Source organism: Pseudoxanthomonas mexicana (assembly GCF_001556105.1).
Taxonomy (GTDB): domain Bacteria; phylum Pseudomonadota; class Gammaproteobacteria; order Xanthomonadales; family Xanthomonadaceae; genus Pseudoxanthomonas_A; species Pseudoxanthomonas_A mexicana_A.
On record NZ_LSIF01000027.1, the window covers coordinates 26,249 to 40,634 of the forward strand.

Here is a 14,386-nt window from a genome sequence, read left to right on the forward strand (position 1 = left end):
CGATGGATCAACGCGTGGACGGTGCGGCCAACTGATTCTGTTTGCGCACGATGCACATGGCGATCTCCAGCGACTGCTCGTAGTTGAGTCGCGGATCGACGGTGGAGCGGTACGCCCGCTCCAGATCCGCATCCGTCAGCTCGCGCGCGCCGCCCGTGCATTCCGTGACGTCTTCGCCGGTCAGCTCCAGGTGCGCGCCGCCGAGGCGCGTACCAGCCGCCGCGTGCAGGTCGAAGGATTGTTCGACCTCACTGCGCACGTTATCGAAACGACGCGTCTTGAACCCGTTGCTGGTGCTTTCGGTATTGCCATGCATCGGGTCGCAGACCCACAGCACGCGACGACCATCGCGGCGCACCGCGTCCAACAGCGGCGGCAGCTTGTCGGCGATCTGCGTCGCCCCCATGCGATGGATGAAGGTGAGGCGGCCCGCCTCGTCTTCCGGATTCAGCACGTCGATCAGGCGTAGCAGCTGGTCCGGCGTGACCGACGGACCGACCTTGATCGCGATGGGATTGCGCACGCCACGCAGGTACTCGACATGCGCACCGTCCACCGCCGCCGTGCGCATGCCGATCCACGGATAGTGCGTACTGAGGTTGAACCAGCCCCACTGGCGGGGCACTTCGCGCGTGAGCGCTTCCTCGTACGGCAGCAGCAGCGCTTCGTGCGAGGTGTAGAAGTCGATCCGGTTGAGGTTATGCACCTCGGACCCGGACAGGGTCTCCATGAACCTCACCGCGTCCCCGATCGACGCGACCATGTGCTGGTACTCGCCGGCCAGCGGCGAATAACCGACCCAGTTGAGATTCCAGTACTCGGGGTGGTGCAGATCTGCGAAGCCGCCATCGATCAGGGCGCGCACGAAGTTCATCGTCATCGCCGAGCGCGCGTGCGCCTTGATCATGCGGCGCGGATCGGGCACCCGCGCCTCGGCCGTGAAAGCCGGCGCATTGACCACGTCGCCGCGGTAGCTGGGCAGCGTGATGCCGTCGCGTGTTTCGGTATCCGCCGAACGTGGCTTGGCGTACTGCCCGGCGAAGCGCCCCACGCGCACGACCGGCAAGCGCAGGCCGTGCACCAGCACCAGGCTCATCTGCAGCAGCACCTTCAGCCGGTTCGAGATCAGGCCGGATTCGCAATCGCTGAAGTTCTCGGCGCAGTCACCGCCCTGCAGCAGGAACCGCTTGCCTTCCTGGGCTTCGGCCAGCTGCTTCTTGAGGGAAAAAATCTCCCATGACGTCACCAGCGGTGGCAGCTCGCGCAGCTCATCCAGCGCAGACGCAAGCGCATCGGCATCGGGATAGGTGGGCATCTGCATCGCCGGCCGCGCGCGCCAGCTGTCCGGCGCCCAGTTCGGCGGCAGACTGACGGCACGCAGGTTGCGATCGGACGGATTCATGGTGGACTCCTGGAGGCCCACCATCGTGCCAGATTGGTGCGCCGCGTCAAATCAGCGGAAGGTCGAGGTTCTGCGTGCGCGAAAACCGATCCAGAGCGCCCAGATCGCCAGCAGCACGAACCACACCAGGCTCCACATGGGCATGGTCAGTCCGAGGAAACTCCAGTCGATCGTGCTGCAGTCGCCCTTGGCCGCCAGCACCTTCCGCACGACACCCAGCCAGGTGTTGTTTTCGATCATGTAGTCCCAGCCAGGACCGCAGCTTGGCATCAGCGGCGGATACAGCTGGACCCACACGTGCTTGCCGGCAATGCCGATACCGGTCGCGGCACCAAGGAATGCCAGCACGCCGTACGCCTTGCGGCCGCCCGGCCGACGCGGGCCATGCAGCGCACCGAGCAGGAACAGAACACCCGTCGCCACGAAAGCCAGGCGCTGGAAGATGCAGAACGGACACGGCTCAAGCTGATGCACGAACTGCACATAAAGCGCATAGCCAAGCAGGCTCGCGCAGATGGCGAAACCCAGGAAGCACTGCGCGCGGAAACTCCAGCGAAGAGGATTCATTGGCACCGGTGAGGTGAGGTCTTGCTCGCATTATCCATGCGTAGCGTACCGGCCGTCACCCCTGCGGCGTCCCGTCGCAACCCGATTCGCGGAACACGACGTCCCTGAAACCAGAAACCCCGGCATTGGCCGGGGTTTCTGATTCCTTACGGAGGCGAGGCTTATTCCGCCGCCGCTTCCGGACGATCGACCAGCTCGACGTACGCCATCGGCGCGTTGTCGCCAGCGCGGAAACCGCACTTCAGGATGCGCAGATAGCCACCCGGGCGCGACTGGTAGCGCGGGCCGAGGGTGGTGAACAGCGTGCCGACGGCTTCCTTGTCGCGCAGGCGCGCGAACGCAAGGCGGCGATTGGCGACGCCATCGATCTTGCCGAGGGTGATCAGCGGCTCTGCGACGCGGCGCAGTTCCTTGGCCTTCGGGAGGGTGGTCTTGATCAGACCGTGCTTGATGAGCGAGGCGGCCATGTTGCGGAACATCGCTTCGCGATGGGCGCTGGTGCGGTTGAACTTGCGACCGGCTTTCTGGTGGCGCATGGGTTGGATTCCTGATGAATGGTGGGTCGTTGGACTTCGTTGTCGCCATCCAGGCGCTGGTGCAATGGACTGCGGGTGGTCCGAACCGGGCATCCTTGACCGGTGCGTCGCGGGCCTTCAGGTCCGTCGACGGAGGTAGTGCAGGTGAAACAGAGGAACTCCCGCGCGGACGCGGGAGTTCCGTGTCTCATCATCAGCCAAGCATGCCATGCTGGGCGACACCGGCCGGCGGCCAGTTCTCCAGCTTCATGCCCAAGGACAGGCCGCGCTGCGCCAGGACTTCCTTGATCTCGGTCAGCGACTTCTTGCCGAGGTTCGGGGTCTTGAGCAACTCCACTTCGGTCTTCTGGATCAGGTCGCCGATGTAGTAGATGCTCTCGGCCTTCAGGCAGTTGGCCGAACGCACCGTCAGCTCCAGGTCGTCGATCGGGCGCAGCAGCACCGGATCCACGCCACTGGCAGCCTGCTTCGGCGCGCCGCGGTCACGGTGCGTGAAGTCACCGAACACCGACAGCTGGTCGCTGAGGATGTCGGCGGCGGTGCGCACGGCTTCCTCGGCATCGATCGTGCCGTTGGTTTCGATGTCCAGGACCAGCTTGTCCAGGTCGGTGCGCTGCTCAACGCGCGCGGATTCCACCGCGTACGCGACGCGACGGACCGGCGAGAACGAGGCGTCCAGCACCAGACGACCGATCGTGCGGGTTTCCTCGTCCGGACGACGACGGGCGGCGGCCGGCTGGTAGCCGAAACCGCGCTCGATCTTCAGGCGCATGTTCAGCGCCGTGTCCTTGGTCAGGTTGCAGATGACCAGTTCCGGATTCAGGATTTCGACGTTGTGGTCGGTCTTGATGTCGCCGGCGGTCACCACGCCCGGGCCCTGCTTGGCCAGGCTCAGCGTGGAGGAGTCACCGGAGTGGATGCGGATGGCCACATCCTTCAGGTTCAACAGCACTTCCAGCACGTCTTCCTGCATGCCTTCGATGGTGCTGTATTCGTGCAGCACGCCATCGATCTCGACTTCGGTGATCGCGAAGCCGGGAATCGACGACAGCAGCACGCGGCGCAACGCATTGCCGAGCGTATGGCCGTAGCCACGCTCCAGCGGTTCGATGACCACCTTCGCGCGGTTGCCGGTCAGGCGCTCGATCTGCGGGCCGCGGGGGCGCAGCACTTGCTGAGTAATACCCGTCATGTTGCTTTGTCTCCTGCGGTCCCCCGGTCGCCCGGGGGTGCGTGAATGAATTACTTCGAGTACAACTCGACGATCAGCGCTTCGTTGATGTCGGCGGGCAAGTCCGAACGCGCCGGAACCGCCTTGAACACACCGCTGAACTTCTTCGCGTCGACTTCGACCCACGACGGGTTCAGGTCAAGCTGTTCGGCGACCGTCAGCGACTCCTGCACGCGGAGCTGCTTCTGGGCCTTCTCCGACAGCGCGATCGCGTCACCGGCCTTGATCTGGTACGACGGCAGGTTGACCGGCTTGCCATTGACCAGCACGCCACGGTGCGAGACCAGCTGGCGAGCGGCCGGACGGGTCACGGCGAAGCCCATGCGGTAGATGACGTTGTCGAGGCGGGTTTCCAGCAGCTGCAGCAGGTTCTCGCCCGTGTTGCCCTTCTTGGTCGAGGCCTTCTTGTAGTAGTTGCGGAACTGGCGCTCCAGCAAACCGTAGATACGCTTGACCTTCTGCTTCTCGCGAAGCTGGGTGGCGTAGTCGGACAGCTTGCCCTTGCGGGCGGTCGCGCCATGCTGGCCGGGCTTCTGCTCCAGCTTGCACTTGGAGTCCAGCGCACGGGCCGGGCTCTTGAGCGACAGGTCGGCGCCTTCACGGCGCGCGAGCTTACAGGTAGGACCGATATAACGAGCCATTTCTTATCGCCCCCTTAGACGCGACGCTTTTTCGGCGGACGGCACCCGTTGTGCGGGATTGGCGTCACGTCGATGATGTTGGTGATCTTGTAGCCCACGTTGTTCAACGAACGCACGGCCGACTCACGGCCCGGACCCGGGCCCTTGATGCGGACTTCCAGCGACTTCACGCCGTAGTCCAGTGCAGCACGGCCGGCTTTTTCGGCAGCGACCTGCGCCGCGAACGGCGTGGACTTGCGGGAACCGCGGAAACCGGCACCACCCGAGGTCGCCCACGAGAGCGCATTGCCCTGGCGGTCGGTGATGGTGACGATGGTGTTGTTGAACGAAGCGTGGACGTGGGCGACGCCATCGGTGATGACGCGCTTGATCTTCTTCTTGACTTTGGCAGCAGCTGGCTTGGCCATGATGGTCGCCCCTTACTTCTTGATGGCTTTGCGCGGACCCTTGCGGGTGCGAGCGTTGGTGCGGGTGCGCTGGCCACGCAGCGGCAAGCCGCGACGATGACGTAGGCCGCGGTAGCAACCCAGGTCCATCAGGCGCTTGATCGCGATGCCGACTTCACGGCGCAGGTCGCCCTCGACCACGTACTTGCCGACTTCGGCGCGCAGGCGCTCGACTTCCGGCTCCGACAGGTCGCGGATCTTGGTGGTCGAGGCGACGCCGGCGGCTTCGCAGACCTTCTTGGAACGGGTACGGCCAATGCCGAAAATGCTTTGCAAACCGACCCAGACATGCTTCTGGGCAGGCAGGTTGACACCTGCAATACGCGCCATGACGCGGTTCTCCAACTGTGAGTATTGGCCCGTGTACGAGCATCCCGGGCGGGATTCGCGCAGACAGGCGGAGTGAACTGGAAAGTGTAGCAAGACCCGGGATTGCTTGGAAGCCCGCGCCGGACAAGCCGGCGGTGGACCCGGCATGGGGAGTGTGCCCATGCTCCGGCGACGGAACCGGCCTGGTGCAGGTCAGGGTTGCCCCTTGCCCCGCCCCGCCCGCGCTACTCTGGCGCAGGGACTGGCTGATTCACACTTCCACGCCGGATCGCCGCGGAAGCCGCCCATCTAATTCAGTCGGCCGTGAGGGCCGGACTGGTGCAGGAAGACCCGCGATTATACCTCAGCTACGGGGAGCGAGACCGCCCCGCGAGCCGCCCTTCAGATTGGCCTTCTTCAGCAGGCTCTCGTACTGGTGGGACATCAGGTGCGCCTGGATCTGCGCGATGAAGTCCATCACCACCACGACGACGATCAGCAGCGACGTGCCACCGAAATAGAACGAGGTGCCGAGCTGCGTGCGCATGACTTCCGGCAGCAAGCAGACCGCCACCAGGTACATCGAACCGATTGCCGTCAGGCGCGTCAGCACGCCGTCCACGTAGTCCGCCGTGGCCTTGCCCGGACGGATGCCCGGGATCAGCGCGCCCGACTTCTTCAGGTTCTCGGCGGTTTCCTGCGAGTTGAATACCAGCGCGGTGTAGAAGAAGGCGAAGCCGATGATCATTGCCGCGAACACGATCATGTGCAGCGGCTCACCCGGGGCCAGCGCATTGGAGATGCGCTGCAGCCAGTTGGTGGCGCCGCTGTTCTGGCCGGACCACATCGCCAGCGTCGCCGGGAAAGCGAGGATACTGGACGCGAAGATCGGCGGGATCACGCCTGCCATATTGAGCTTGAGCGGGAGGAACGAGGTCTGGTTCATGTACGCGTTGCGGCCGCCCTGGCGGCGCGCGTAATTCACCGTGATCCGTCGTTGCCCGCGCTCGACGAACACCACGAGGAACGTGAAACCCAGCACCACCACCGCGATGATCAGCAGCGAGATGAAGCTCAGCGTGCCGTCACGGAAAGCGCCAACCGTCTGGATGACCGCGCCCGGCAGGCCGGCCACAATGCCTGCGAAGATGATCAGCGAGACGCCATTACCGATACCGCGCTCGGTGACCTGCTCGCCGATCCACATCAGGAAAATCGTGCCGGCGGTCAGTGCGACCACCGCAGTCAGCACGAAGCCCATGCCCGGCGCGTACACAACCGGCATGCCGCCCGGGGCAACCTGATTCTGCAGCGCGGTCGCGATGCTGCCGCCCTGCACGATCGCCAGCAGCACGGCGCCAATGCGCGAGTACTGGGTAATCTTGCGACGACCGGACTCGCCTTCCTTCTGCAGCGCCTTCAGACTCGGGAAGATATGCACACCCAACTGCATCACGATCGATGCCGAGATGTAGGGCATGACGTTCAGCGCGAAGATGCTGAAACGGTGCAGGGCGCCGCCCGAGAACATGTTGAACATGTCCACGATGCCGCCGCCCTGCGCCTGCATCATCGCAAGCATGGCATCGGGATTGACGCCCGGGACCGGGATGAAACAACCGATCCGGTAGACGATCAGTGCACCCAGCACGAACAGCAGGCGCTGGCGGAGTTCGGTGAACTTGCCTGCGCCTGCCAGCGCACCGGCGGCATTACCCTGCGCCATGCGTCCGTTACTCCTGCACGCTGCCGCCGGCAGCCTCGATGGCGGCCTTGGCACCGGCCGTGGCGGCTACGCCCTTCAGCACGAACTTCTTGGTCAGCTCGCCCTTCTTGACGATCTTGGCGCGCTTGGCGGTGCTGGGCACAAGCTTGGCGGCACGCAGCGCGGCGAAGTCGATCTCGCCCGCTTCCAGCTTTTCCAGCTGGTACGACAGCACTTCGGCGCAATCCAGCTTCAGCTTGGAGCGGAAGCCAACCTTCGGCAGGCGCTTGACCAGCGGCATCTGGCCGCCTTCGAACTTCGCCTTGATCTTGCCCTTGCCGGCGCGCGCGAACGAGCCTTTGTGGCCACGACCGGCGGTCTTGCCCAGACCGGAACCGATACCACGACCGACGCGGGTGCGTTCGGTACGGGCGCCGTCGGCGGGCTTCAGTGTGTTGAGACGCATGTTGATTACTCCTCGACCTTGACGAGGTAGTGAACCTTGGCGATCAGGCCGCGCACCTGCGGGCTGTCCTTCAGTTCACGCACATCGTTGAGCTTGTTCAGGCCCAGCGCCTTCACCGACAGGCGGTGACGCGACTGGGAACCACGCAGGCCGCGCACCAGGCGCACCTTGACGGTCTTGTTGGACTCGTTAGCCATTGAGGAGTTCCTCCACCTTCTTGCCGCGCTTGGCCGCAATGCGGGTCGGCGACTGCATGTCGCTCAGGCCCTTCAGCGTGGCGCGCACCAGGTTGATCGGGTTGCGCGAACCGACGGCCTTGGCCAGCACGTTCTTCACGCCCACCGCTTCCAGCACTGCGCGCATGGCGCCGCCGGCGATGACGCCCGTACCTTCGGAGGCCGGCTGCATGTACACACGCGCCGCACCGTGACCAGCCTTCACCGGGTGCCACAACGTACCGTTGTTCAGGTCCACGTTGAGCATGCCCTTGCGGGCATATTCCATCGACTTCTGGATGGCGACCGGCACTTCGCGCGCCTTGCCGTAACCGAAACCGATCTTGCCGTTGCCGTCGCCCACCACCGTCAGTGCGGTGAAGGTGAACTGGCGGCCGCCCTTGACGGTCTTGCTGACGCGGTTGACCGCGACCAGCTTTTCGATCATGCCGTCGTCGACTTTCTCTTCGCGGTTACGGTCGCGATCGCGGCCCCGCGGCTGACGTTCTTCTGCCATTGCTTGAATTCCTTGGTTGATGAGGTATGTACGGCTTTGCCGCTTATGGTTGTGGTGTGAAGCGGTGCTGCAACGATCGGTACAGAAGATCGATCGCGCCCGGCGCAACCCGCGCCGGCAGGACAAGGCATGGGGTCGCCCCCATGCCTTTCAGGATTAGAACTGCAGGCCGCCTTCGCGGGCCGCATCGGCCAGGGCCTTGATGCGGCCGTGGTAGCGGTAACCCGAACGGTCGAACGCGATCTTTTCGATGCCTTCGGCCTTGGCGCGCTCAGCGATGACCTTGCCCACGCGGGCAGCGGCGTCGGTGTTCTTGCCGTTCTTCAGGCCATCATTGACATCGGACTGCAGCGTGCTCGCCGACGCGATGACCTTGGAGCCATCGGCGGTGAACAGCTGGGCATAGATGTGCTGGCCGGTGCGCAGCACCGACAGGCGCGGCACGCCGAGCTCGCGGATGTGCGCGCGGGTCGACTTGGCACGACGCAGACGGGCGGTGTTCTTGATGCTCATGATCTGGTTCCTCGAAGCCGAAAGCCCGGTTAGGCCTTCTTCGCTTCCTTGCGGATGATGGTTTCGTCGGAGTACTTCACGCCCTTGCCCTTATAGGGTTCCGGCGGACGGAAACCGCGGATCTTGGCGGCGACTTCACCAACGCGCTGCTTGTCGGCGCCCTGCACCAGGATTTCGGTCTGGGTCGGGGTGACGATGGTGATGCCTTCCGGCGTCTTGAACAGGATCGGGTGGGAGAAACCCAGCGACAGGTTCAGGTCCTTGCCCTGCATCGCGGCGCGGTAACCCACGCCGACCAGCTCGAGCTTGCGCTCGAAACCGTCCGACACGCCCTTGACCATGTTGGCCAGGATCGCGCGGATGGTGCCGGTGATGGCGTCGTCGGCCGGCGTGACCGGCGACAGGTTCACCGTACCGTTGTCGACGTTCAGTTCGACGCCGGCCGGCTTGGCGATGGACAGGGTGCCCTTCGGGCCCTTGACGTTGAGGGTCTCGCCCTGGGCATTCAGTTCGACGCCCTTCGGGAGATTGATCGGCTTCTTGGCTACGCGGGACATGTGTGGGCTCCTTCGCTTAGGCCACGAAGCACAGGACTTCACCACCCACGCCGGCCGCACGGGCCTGCGCATCGGTCATGATGCCCTTCGAGGTAGAGATGATGGCGACGCCGAGGCCACCGAGGACCTTGGGCAGTTCAGCCTTGCCACGGTACTGGCGCAGGCCCGAGCGGGACACGCGGCTCAGCTTCCCGATGACCGGCTTGCCTTCGAAATACTTCAGGACGATTTCGAGCTCGGCCTTGTTGTTCTCGGTCGGCGTCACGCGGACGTCGCCGACATAGCCTTCGGCCTTGAGAACGTTGGCGATCGAGGTCTTGATCTTGGAGGACGGCATCTTCACCGTCGGCTTGCCAACAGCGGCGGCATTGCGAATGCGCACCAGCATGTCGGCGATGGGATCAGTCATGCTCATGAGAGTCTGCCTTATGAGTAGCACCGATATCCGCTTTCGCGAAAATCTTGTGTTGTCCCTGGAACCCCCCCAGGCGGGCGGCTGGTTCACCAGCCCTCCCCCGGCCAAGCCGTGGGAGCCGAACATTGTACAACAACAAGTCCGGCATGTGCCGGACTTGTCTTGCCATCCAGGGAGATGCCCGCTTTCGCAGGACCTCCCGGCGTGGTTACCAGCTGGCCTTGCGCAGGCCGGGCACGTCGCCGTTCATGGTGGCCTTGCGCAGCATGTTGCGGCCCAGGCCGAACTTGCGGTACACGCCGCGCGAACGACCGGACAGCTCGCAGCGGTTGCGCTGGCGGCTCGGCGAGGAGTCGCGCGGCAGCTTCTGCAGCTTGACGACCGCGTCGGCCTTCTCTTCGTACGAGGCGTTCTGGCTGGAGATGATCTTCTTCAGCGCGTCACGCTTCGCGGCGTACTGCTTGGCCAGCTTTTCCCGCTTGATGTCGCGGTTGACCATCGAGGTCTTTGCCATGATGTCGTTTTCCTAGCGAATCAGTTGCGGAACGGGAACTTGAACGCTTCGAGCAGCGCCTTGGCTTCGGCGTCGTTCTTGGCGGTCGTCGTGATGGCGATATCCATGCCGCGGATCGCGTCGACGGCGTCGAAGTCGATTTCCGGGAAGATGATCTGCTCCTTCACGCCCATGTTGTAGTTGCCACGACCGTCGAACGAACGGCCGGACACGCCACGGAAGTCGCGGACGCGCGGCAGCGAGATGCTGATCAGGCGGTCCAGGAATTCGTACATCTTGGCGCGACGCAGCGTGACCTTGCAGCCGATCGGCCAGCCATCGCGGATCTTGAACGAAGCCACCGACACGCGGGACTTGGTCGTGATCGGCTTCTGGCCGGTGATCTTGGCCAGGTCGGCCACGGCGTTTTCCAGGATCTTCTTGTTGGTCGCCGCTTCACCCACACCCATGTTGATGGTGATCTTGGTGATCTTCGGCACTTCCATCGGATTGGTGTAGCCGAACTTCTTCATCAGAGCCGGCGCCACTTCTTCCTTGTAGATTTTTTCGAGACGGGTGGTCATGTCATTCCTCAGGCGTCGAGCGCCTCACCGCTGGAGCGGAACACACGCAGTTTGCGTCCATCCTCCAGCACCTTGAAACCGATACGCTCGCCCTTGCCCGTTGCCGGGTTGAACAGCGCGACATTGGAAATGTGGATCGAGGCTTCGCGCTCGACCACGCCACCAGCCACGCCGGCCTGGGGGTTCGGCTTGGTGTGGCGCTTGACGATGTTGACGTTGGACACGACCACGCGGTCACCGTCCACACGCACCACATCGCCCTTCTTGCCCTTGTCCTTGCCGGCGGTGACGACCACCTGGTCGCCCTTCTTGATACGGTTTGCCATTTCTATGTCCTCCGCTCAGAGCACTTCAGGCGCGAGCGAAACGATCTTCATGAACTTCTCGGAACGCAGCTCGCGGGTTACGGGCCCGAAGATGCGGGTGCCGATCGGCTCCTGCTTGTTGTTCAGCAGGACGGCGGCATTGCCATCGAAGCGGATCAGCGAACCGTCCGGGCGACGAACGCCCTTGCGGGTGCGCACGACCACGGCGTCGTAGACTTCGCCCTTCTTGACCTTGCCGCGCGGAATGGCGTCCTTGACGGTCACCTTGATGATGTCGCCGATGCCGGCATAACGGCGCTTCGAGCCGCCCAGCACCTTGATGCACATCAGTTCCTTGGCGCCGGAGTTGTCGGCCGCGTCAAGGTAGCTCTGCATCTGGATCATGATTCAGATCTCCTTTTATTCAGCCGCACGGGTGATGATTTCCACCACGCGCCAGTTCTTGGTCTTGGACATCGGGGCAATCTCGGTCACGCGCACCACGTCGCCTTCCTTGCAGCTGTTGTCCGCGTCGTGCGCGTGCAGCTTCGTGGAACGCTTGATGTACTTGCCGTACAGGGCGTGCTTGACCTGACGCTCCACCAGGATGGTGACCGTCTTGTCCATCTTGTTGCTGACGACGCGGCCTTCGATGGTGCGTTGCGCTTTGTCTTTGTTATCGCTCATCTTGGTCGCTCCTTACTTCTGGCTGCCCAGCAGGGTCTTGACGCGAGCGATCTCGCGGCGGACCCGGCGGGTTTCATGCGTCTTCGGCAGCTGGCCGGTCACCTTCTGCATGCGCAGGGAGAATTGCTCCTTGCGCAGTTCGGTCAGGTGCGCCTTCAGCTCGTCGGCCGATTTCTCGCGGAGTTGCTTGAGTTCCATTAGCGCACCGTCCGGGTCACGAAAGTGGTGGTGACCGACAGCTTGGCCGCGGCCAGGCGGAACGCCTCGCGCGCGATGTCCTCGCTGACGCCTTCGATTTCATAGATCATGCGGCCCGGCTGGATCTGGGCGACCCAGTACTCGACGTTGCCCTTACCGGAACCCATGCGGACTTCGATTGGCTTCTTGGTGATGGGCTTGTCGGGGAACACACGGATCCACATCTTGCCGCCACGCTTCACGTAACGGCTGATGGAACGACGCGCTGCCTCGATCTGGCGAGCGGTCAGCTGACCGTGCGCCGTGGCCTTCAGGCCGTACTCGCCGAAACTGACGAGGTTGCCGCTCCAGCTCAGGCCTTCATTACGGCCCTTGTGCATTTTGCGGTACTTGGTTCGCTTGGGTTGCAACATGACTGATTACCTCGCGTCGCGGTCACGAGCCGGGCGCGACGGACGTTCGCTGCGCTCGGGGCGCGCGTCGTCCTGCTTCTCCTGACCCACCTGGCTGAAATCGAAGATCTCGCCCTTGTAGACCCACACCTTGATGCCGATGATGCCGTAGGTGGTCTTCGCCTCGGCAAAACCGTAATCGATGTCGGCACGCAGCGTGTGCAGCGGCACACGGCCTTCGCGGTACCACTCCGAACGGGCGATTTCTGCACCGTTCAAGCGGCCGGCTACGTTGACCTTGATGCCCAGGGCACCCAGGCGCATCGCGTTGCCGACGGCGCGCTTCATGGCGCGGCGGAACATGATGCGGCGTTCCAGCTGCTGCGCGATCGACTCGGACACCAGCTGCGCGTCCAGCTCGGGCTTGCGCACTTCGGTGACGTTGATGTGCGCCGGGACGCCCATCAGATCGCTCACTTCCTTGCGCAGCTTCTCGATGTCCTCACCGCGCTTGCCGATCACCACGCCCGGACGGGCGGTGTGGATGGTCACGCGGGCGGTCTTGGCCGGACGCTCGATCAGGATCTTGGAGATACCTGCCTGCGCCAGCTTCTTGCGAAGCATCTCGCGCACCTTGAGGTCCGCGGCGAGGTACTCGGCGTAGTCACGCTTGTTGGCGAACCACTTGGAATTCCAGTCCTTGGAAATGCCCAGGCGGATACCGGTCGGATGAACTTTGTGACCCATGTTTATTTACCCTCGCCCACGACCACGGTGATGTGGCTGGTGCGCTTCAGAATGCGGGTACCACGGCCTTTGGCACGGGCCATGAAACGCTTCAGCATCGGACCTTCGTCGACCATGATGGTCTTGACCTTCAGCTCGTCGACGTCGGCGCCCTGGTTGTTCTCGGCATTCGCGATGGCGGACTCCACGACCTTCTTGATCAGGTGGGCAGCCTTCTTGTCCGAGAATTTCAGCAGGTTGACGGCGCGTTCGGCTGGCAGGCCACGCACCTGGTCAGCGACCAGGCGGGCCTTCTGCGGGGAGATGCGCGCGGTGCGCAGGATGGCTTTCGCTTCCATGGTCACTCTCCTTACTTCTTGCCGCCGGCTTTCTTGTCGCCACCGTGACCCTTGAAGGTACGGGTGACGGCAAATTCGCCGAGCTTGTGGCCGACCATGTTCTCGTTGACCAGCACCGGAACGTGGTTCTTGCCGTTGTGGATGGCGATCGTGAAACCCACCATTTCCGGCAGGATCATCGAGCGACGCGACCAGGTCTTGATCGGCTTCTTGCTGCCGCCCGCGGCCTCCACCTTCTTGACGAGGTGGTGATCGACGAACGGGCCCTTCTTGAGTGAACGTGCCATGGTCGATTAGCCCCTACGATCGCGGACGATGAATTGCTGCGTGCGCTTGTTCTTGCGCGTCTTGTAACCCTTGGTCGGCACACCCCAGGGGGTGACCGGGTGCGGGTTACCCTGGCCAGCCTTGGCTTCACCACCACCGTGCGGGTGATCGACCGGGTTCATGGCTGCACCGCGAACGGTCGGCTTGACACCGCGCCAGCGCTTGGCGCCGGCCTTGCCGAGCTTCTCCAGGCTGTGCTCATCGTTGCCGACTTCGCCCACCGTGGCGCGGCATTCGACCTGCACCTTGCGCATTTCGCCGGAGCGAAGACGCAGCGTGGCGAAACCCTGCTCGCGAGCGACCAGTTGCACCGCGGCGCCAGCGGCACGGGCGATCTGTGCACCCTTGCCCGGCTTCAGTTCGATGCCGTGGATCGTCGTACCGACCGGGATGTTGCGCAGCGGCAGCGTGTTGCCGGCCTTGATCGGCGCATCGCTACCGGCGATGACCTGGTCACCGGCCTTCAGGCCCTTGGGGGCGATGATGTAGCGACGCTCGCCATCGACGTAGCACAGCAACGCGATGTGCGCCGTGCGGTTGGGATCGTATTCGATCCGCTCCACGCGCGCCGGGATGCCTTCCTTGTCGCGCTTGAAGTCGATGAGACGGTAGTGCTGCTTGTGGCCACCGCCGATATGACGGGTGGTGATGCGACCGTGGTGGTTGCGACCGCCGGACTTGCTCTGCTTTTCCAGCAGCGCAGCATGCGGGGCACCCTTGTGCAGGTCAGGCGTCACCACGCGGACCGCCGAACGGCGACCGGGAGAGGTGGGTTTGAATTTCATCAATGGCATG

General features: G+C 63.7%; 25 protein-coding genes. All 25 read right to left on the reverse strand.

All coding sequences use genetic code 11. The annotated features are described in order from the left end of the window. Positions 1 to 7 precede the first annotated feature (7 nt). Positions 8 to 1,402, reverse strand: a complete 1,395-nt coding sequence (locus tag AX730_RS04090) for a class II 3-deoxy-7-phosphoheptulonate synthase (RefSeq protein ID WP_062352729.1) — start codon at positions 1,400 to 1,402, stop codon at positions 8 to 10. A 51-nt stretch (positions 1,403 to 1,453) separates the two neighbouring features. After that, positions 1,454 to 1,969 (reverse strand): disulfide bond formation protein B, encoded by a 516-nt coding sequence (locus AX730_RS04095; protein WP_062352385.1) that lies wholly within the window; start codon positions 1,967 to 1,969, stop codon positions 1,454 to 1,456. 161 nt (positions 1,970 to 2,130) lie between these two features. Continuing rightward, positions 2,131 to 2,505, reverse strand: a complete 375-nt coding sequence (gene rplQ, locus AX730_RS04100; protein ID WP_062352388.1) for a 50S ribosomal protein L17 — start codon at positions 2,503 to 2,505, stop codon at positions 2,131 to 2,133. Positions 2,506 to 2,698: 193 nt separating this feature from the next. Then, positions 2,699 to 3,697, reverse strand: coding sequence for a DNA-directed RNA polymerase subunit alpha (locus tag AX730_RS04105; RefSeq protein ID WP_062352391.1), 999 nt, complete (start codon positions 3,695 to 3,697; stop codon positions 2,699 to 2,701). A 50-nt stretch (positions 3,698 to 3,747) separates the two neighbouring features. Next, a complete protein-coding gene (gene rpsD / locus AX730_RS04110) occupies positions 3,748 to 4,377 on the reverse strand; it encodes a 30S ribosomal protein S4 (protein ID WP_056878831.1) in 630 nt (209 codons plus the stop codon). A 14-nt stretch (positions 4,378 to 4,391) separates the two neighbouring features. Beyond that, a complete protein-coding gene (rpsK, locus tag AX730_RS18775) occupies positions 4,392 to 4,784 on the reverse strand; it encodes a 30S ribosomal protein S11 (RefSeq protein ID WP_055941307.1) in 393 nt (130 codons plus the stop codon). 12 nt (positions 4,785 to 4,796) lie between these two features. Next, positions 4,797 to 5,153 carry a 30S ribosomal protein S13 gene (gene rpsM, locus AX730_RS18780; protein WP_062352394.1) on the reverse strand — a complete coding sequence of 119 codons (357 nt, stop codon included), beginning with the start codon at positions 5,151 to 5,153 and terminating at the stop codon, positions 4,797 to 4,799. Between the two features lie 343 nt (positions 5,154 to 5,496). Next, a complete protein-coding gene (gene secY / locus AX730_RS04125) occupies positions 5,497 to 6,858 on the reverse strand; it encodes a preprotein translocase subunit SecY (RefSeq protein ID WP_062352397.1) in 1,362 nt (453 codons plus the stop codon). Positions 6,859 to 6,865: 7 nt separating this feature from the next. Beyond that, on the reverse strand, positions 6,866 to 7,309 hold the full coding sequence (rplO, locus tag AX730_RS04130; RefSeq protein ID WP_083537711.1) for a 50S ribosomal protein L15: 444 nt from the start codon (positions 7,307 to 7,309) through the stop codon (positions 6,866 to 6,868). Continuing rightward, a complete protein-coding gene (gene rpmD / locus AX730_RS04135; RefSeq protein ID WP_055941302.1) occupies positions 7,309 to 7,500 on the reverse strand; it encodes a 50S ribosomal protein L30 in 192 nt (63 codons plus the stop codon). Before rpmD ends, rplO begins: the two co-directional genes overlap by 1 nt. Continuing rightward, positions 7,493 to 8,035, reverse strand: coding sequence for a 30S ribosomal protein S5 (gene rpsE / locus AX730_RS04140; RefSeq protein ID WP_062352402.1), 543 nt, complete (start codon positions 8,033 to 8,035; stop codon positions 7,493 to 7,495). The genes rpmD and rpsE overlap by 8 nt, the downstream gene beginning before the upstream one ends. A 156-nt stretch (positions 8,036 to 8,191) precedes the next feature. Next, complete coding sequence (rplR, locus tag AX730_RS04145) at positions 8,192 to 8,548, reverse strand: 50S ribosomal protein L18 (protein ID WP_062352405.1); 357 nt, start codon at positions 8,546 to 8,548, stop codon at positions 8,192 to 8,194. A 29-nt stretch (positions 8,549 to 8,577) separates the two neighbouring features. Beyond that, positions 8,578 to 9,105, reverse strand: coding sequence for a 50S ribosomal protein L6 (gene rplF / locus AX730_RS04150; RefSeq protein ID WP_062352408.1), 528 nt, complete (start codon positions 9,103 to 9,105; stop codon positions 8,578 to 8,580). 16 nt (positions 9,106 to 9,121) lie between these two features. Beyond that, a complete protein-coding gene (rpsH, locus tag AX730_RS04155) occupies positions 9,122 to 9,520 on the reverse strand; it encodes a 30S ribosomal protein S8 (RefSeq protein WP_062352413.1) in 399 nt (132 codons plus the stop codon). A gap of 208 nt (positions 9,521 to 9,728) precedes the next feature. Further along, on the reverse strand, positions 9,729 to 10,034 hold the full coding sequence (rpsN, locus tag AX730_RS04160) for a 30S ribosomal protein S14 (RefSeq protein WP_062352415.1): 306 nt from the start codon (positions 10,032 to 10,034) through the stop codon (positions 9,729 to 9,731). 20 nt (positions 10,035 to 10,054) lie between these two features. Then, positions 10,055 to 10,597, reverse strand: coding sequence for a 50S ribosomal protein L5 (rplE, locus tag AX730_RS04165; RefSeq protein ID WP_055941290.1), 543 nt, complete (start codon positions 10,595 to 10,597; stop codon positions 10,055 to 10,057). Between the two features lie 8 nt (positions 10,598 to 10,605). Next, positions 10,606 to 10,923 (reverse strand): 50S ribosomal protein L24, encoded by a 318-nt coding sequence (gene rplX, locus AX730_RS04170; protein WP_062352418.1) that lies wholly within the window; start codon positions 10,921 to 10,923, stop codon positions 10,606 to 10,608. A gap of 15 nt (positions 10,924 to 10,938) precedes the next feature. After that, positions 10,939 to 11,307, reverse strand: coding sequence for a 50S ribosomal protein L14 (gene rplN / locus AX730_RS04175; RefSeq protein ID WP_013535986.1), 369 nt, complete (start codon positions 11,305 to 11,307; stop codon positions 10,939 to 10,941). Positions 11,308 to 11,322: 15 nt separating this feature from the next. Continuing rightward, positions 11,323 to 11,589 carry a 30S ribosomal protein S17 gene (rpsQ, locus tag AX730_RS04180; RefSeq protein ID WP_055941286.1) on the reverse strand — a complete coding sequence of 89 codons (267 nt, stop codon included), beginning with the start codon at positions 11,587 to 11,589 and terminating at the stop codon, positions 11,323 to 11,325. 12 nt (positions 11,590 to 11,601) lie between these two features. Continuing rightward, on the reverse strand, positions 11,602 to 11,787 hold the full coding sequence (gene rpmC / locus AX730_RS04185) for a 50S ribosomal protein L29 (protein WP_055941284.1): 186 nt from the start codon (positions 11,785 to 11,787) through the stop codon (positions 11,602 to 11,604). Further along, a complete protein-coding gene (gene rplP, locus AX730_RS04190) occupies positions 11,787 to 12,200 on the reverse strand; it encodes a 50S ribosomal protein L16 (protein WP_055941282.1) in 414 nt (137 codons plus the stop codon). Before rplP ends, rpmC begins: the two co-directional genes overlap by 1 nt. A gap of 6 nt (positions 12,201 to 12,206) precedes the next feature. Continuing rightward, a complete protein-coding gene (gene rpsC / locus AX730_RS04195; RefSeq protein WP_062352422.1) occupies positions 12,207 to 12,926 on the reverse strand; it encodes a 30S ribosomal protein S3 in 720 nt (239 codons plus the stop codon). Between the two features lie 2 nt (positions 12,927 to 12,928). After that, positions 12,929 to 13,264: a 50S ribosomal protein L22 gene (gene rplV, locus AX730_RS04200; protein ID WP_055943295.1), complete on the reverse strand. Its 336-nt coding sequence runs from the start codon at positions 13,262 to 13,264 to the stop codon at positions 12,929 to 12,931. A gap of 11 nt (positions 13,265 to 13,275) precedes the next feature. Beyond that, on the reverse strand, positions 13,276 to 13,551 hold the full coding sequence (gene rpsS, locus AX730_RS04205; RefSeq protein ID WP_055941277.1) for a 30S ribosomal protein S19: 276 nt from the start codon (positions 13,549 to 13,551) through the stop codon (positions 13,276 to 13,278). Positions 13,552 to 13,557: 6 nt separating this feature from the next. Continuing rightward, positions 13,558 to 14,385, reverse strand: coding sequence for a 50S ribosomal protein L2 (gene rplB / locus AX730_RS04210; RefSeq protein WP_056878819.1), 828 nt, complete (start codon positions 14,383 to 14,385; stop codon positions 13,558 to 13,560). Position 14,386 lies beyond the last annotated feature (1 nt).

Excerpts from the sequence above, each read along its gene's own strand:
- AX730_RS04090 (WP_062352729.1), bottom strand. The coding sequence starts at position 1,402 with ATGAATCCGTCCGATCGCAACCTGCGTGCCGTCAGTCTGCCGCCGAAC.
- AX730_RS04095 (WP_062352385.1), bottom strand. The coding sequence starts at position 1,969 with ATGAATCCTCTTCGCTGGAGTTTCCGCGCGCAGTGCTTCCTGGGTTTC.
- rplQ (WP_062352388.1), bottom strand. The coding sequence starts at position 2,505 with ATGCGCCACCAGAAAGCCGGTCGCAAGTTCAACCGCACCAGCGCCCAT.
- AX730_RS04105 (WP_062352391.1), bottom strand. The coding sequence starts at position 3,697 with ATGACGGGTATTACTCAGCAAGTGCTGCGCCCCCGCGGCCCGCAGATC.
- rpsD (WP_056878831.1), bottom strand. The coding sequence starts at position 4,377 with ATGGCTCGTTATATCGGTCCTACCTGTAAGCTCGCGCGCCGTGAAGGC.
- rpsK (WP_055941307.1), bottom strand. The coding sequence starts at position 4,784 with ATGGCCAAGCCAGCTGCTGCCAAAGTCAAGAAGAAGATCAAGCGCGTC.
- rpsM (WP_062352394.1), bottom strand. The coding sequence starts at position 5,153 with ATGGCGCGTATTGCAGGTGTCAACCTGCCTGCCCAGAAGCATGTCTGG.
- secY (WP_062352397.1), bottom strand. The coding sequence starts at position 6,858 with ATGGCGCAGGGTAATGCCGCCGGTGCGCTGGCAGGCGCAGGCAAGTTC.
- rpmD (WP_055941302.1), bottom strand. The coding sequence starts at position 7,500 with ATGGCTAACGAGTCCAACAAGACCGTCAAGGTGCGCCTGGTGCGCGGC.
- rpsE (WP_062352402.1), bottom strand. The coding sequence starts at position 8,035 with ATGGCAGAAGAACGTCAGCCGCGGGGCCGCGATCGCGACCGTAACCGC.
- rplR (WP_062352405.1), bottom strand. The coding sequence starts at position 8,548 with ATGAGCATCAAGAACACCGCCCGTCTGCGTCGTGCCAAGTCGACCCGC.
- rplF (WP_062352408.1), bottom strand. The coding sequence starts at position 9,105 with ATGTCCCGCGTAGCCAAGAAGCCGATCAATCTCCCGAAGGGCGTCGAA.
- rpsH (WP_062352413.1), bottom strand. The coding sequence starts at position 9,520 with ATGAGCATGACTGATCCCATCGCCGACATGCTGGTGCGCATTCGCAAT.
- rpsN (WP_062352415.1), bottom strand. The coding sequence starts at position 10,034 with ATGGCAAAGACCTCGATGGTCAACCGCGACATCAAGCGGGAAAAGCTG.
- rplE (WP_055941290.1), bottom strand. The coding sequence starts at position 10,597 with ATGACCACCCGTCTCGAAAAAATCTACAAGGAAGAAGTGGCGCCGGCT.
- rplX (WP_062352418.1), bottom strand. The coding sequence starts at position 10,923 with ATGGCAAACCGTATCAAGAAGGGCGACCAGGTGGTCGTCACCGCCGGC.
- rplN (WP_013535986.1), bottom strand. The coding sequence starts at position 11,307 with ATGATCCAGATGCAGAGCTACCTTGACGCGGCCGACAACTCCGGCGCC.
- rpsQ (WP_055941286.1), bottom strand. The coding sequence starts at position 11,589 with ATGAGCGATAACAAAGACAAAGCGCAACGCACCATCGAAGGCCGCGTC.
- rpmC (WP_055941284.1), bottom strand. The coding sequence starts at position 11,787 with ATGGAACTCAAGCAACTCCGCGAGAAATCGGCCGACGAGCTGAAGGCG.
- rplP (WP_055941282.1), bottom strand. The coding sequence starts at position 12,200 with ATGTTGCAACCCAAGCGAACCAAGTACCGCAAAATGCACAAGGGCCGT.
- rpsC (WP_062352422.1), bottom strand. The coding sequence starts at position 12,926 with ATGGGTCACAAAGTTCATCCGACCGGTATCCGCCTGGGCATTTCCAAG.
- rplV (WP_055943295.1), bottom strand. The coding sequence starts at position 13,264 with ATGGAAGCGAAAGCCATCCTGCGCACCGCGCGCATCTCCCCGCAGAAG.
- rpsS (WP_055941277.1), bottom strand. The coding sequence starts at position 13,551 with ATGGCACGTTCACTCAAGAAGGGCCCGTTCGTCGATCACCACCTCGTC.
- rplB (WP_056878819.1), bottom strand. The coding sequence starts at position 14,385 with ATGCCATTGATGAAATTCAAACCCACCTCTCCCGGTCGCCGTTCGGCG.